Source organism: Stenotrophomonas sp. PFBMAA-4 (assembly GCF_030053215.1).
In the GTDB taxonomy this organism is placed as follows: domain Bacteria; phylum Pseudomonadota; class Gammaproteobacteria; order Xanthomonadales; family Xanthomonadaceae; genus Stenotrophomonas.
Genome location: NZ_JASGBW010000073.1, coordinates 1 through 1225 on the forward strand (window position 1 = coordinate 1; position 1225 = coordinate 1225).

The following is a 1225-nucleotide window of genomic DNA, read 5'->3' on the forward strand; positions in this document are numbered from 1 at the left end:
CTGTGGTGGTCAACCATTTCTGGACACTCTCAAGGGGTGTTCAGGCTGCCTGCGCTTCGTGGAGCGCAGGCGGGACCAGGCCGTTGGCGGTATGCAGCCTACGGTGGTTGTACCAGTCCACGAACTGCTCGATGTCCGCCACCGCTTCCTGTCGTGACGGGTATTTGGAATAGAGCCATTCTCCTTTGAGGGTGGCAAAAACCCGTTCCACCACGGCGTTGTCCCAGCAATTTCCCTTACGACTCATGCTCTGGGTGATCCCGTTGTCACGCAGGATTTCTGCCATGGCATGACTGGTGTACTGACGCCCCTGGTCGGAGTGAAACAGCAGTCCGCCCCCAGGGCGACGCTGTCTCAGCGCCCCCTGCAGCGCCCTGACTGCCAGCCACGCGCCCGCTTCATGAGAGTGGGCCCAGCCAACGACCCGGCGGGAAAACAGGTCCACAACGATGGCCAGATAGAGCCACCCTTGTTGGGTTGGGATGTAGGTGATATCGCCAGCCCATACCCGATTGGGCACTTCCGGATTGAACTGCCTGTCCAGGACGTTGGGGACCGTCAGGGCCTGCGGCCCAAGACTCTGGTACTTGTGCCGCCGGTGCTGCCGAGCTCTTACGCCAGCTCTTCGCATCAGGGTCCGGGCACGGTGACGCCCAACCTCCAAGCCCCTGTTGGACAGCTCCCTGACCATTCTCCGAGAGCCATAGCTGCCACGGTTGGATTCGTGAATGCGGCGCACCAGATCAACCTGATCGAGTAGCTCTTGGTCGATCTGAGGTTCCCGGCGCAGCCACGCGTAGTAGCTGCTGCGGGGATAGTCCATCAATTGGCACACCAGCCGGATTGGCGCAGCCTTCCCCAATTCTTCGATCACTTGTTCCGGTGATCGTTGTCCCGAATGAAGAAGGCGATGGATTTTTTTAGAAGGTCGCGTTCCTCCTTGAGCCTGCGATTCTGGGCTTCCAGCTCGGCAATCCGGGTCTGGGGATCTACCAGCGGAGCTTGGCCCTGCGGCTCATGCTTCCGGCGCCATTGCTCGATCCAGCGACGCAGCGCTGTTGGCCCAACGTCCATCAGTTGGCAGACGTCCCTGACTGTCTGCCCTTCTACAACGACGAGGCGAACAGCCTCGTCTCTCATGCCCTGCGTGATCTGTTTTGCCATGGGTTATCTCGATCCTCGAAATTGATCCTATCGAGTGTCCAAGTTGATTAGACCACCACAA

Annotated in this window: 2 protein-coding genes; both read right to left on the reverse strand. The window is 59.5% G+C overall.

The genetic code is table 11. The features are described 5' to 3' along the window. Positions 1-40 precede the first annotated feature (40 nt). Complete coding sequence (locus QMZ26_RS21200) at positions 41-874, reverse strand: IS3 family transposase (protein ID WP_283222593.1); 834 nt, start codon at positions 872-874, stop codon at positions 41-43. Further along, positions 871-1164 (reverse strand): transposase, encoded by a 294-nt coding sequence (locus QMZ26_RS21205; RefSeq protein ID WP_200733965.1) that lies wholly within the window; start codon positions 1162-1164, stop codon positions 871-873. Before QMZ26_RS21205 ends, QMZ26_RS21200 begins: the two co-directional genes overlap by 4 nt. Positions 1165-1225 lie beyond the last annotated feature (61 nt).

Excerpts from the sequence above, each read along its gene's own strand:
- QMZ26_RS21205 (WP_200733965.1), bottom strand. The coding sequence starts at position 1,164 with ATGGCAAAACAGATCACGCAGGGCATGAGAGACGAGGCTGTTCGCCTC.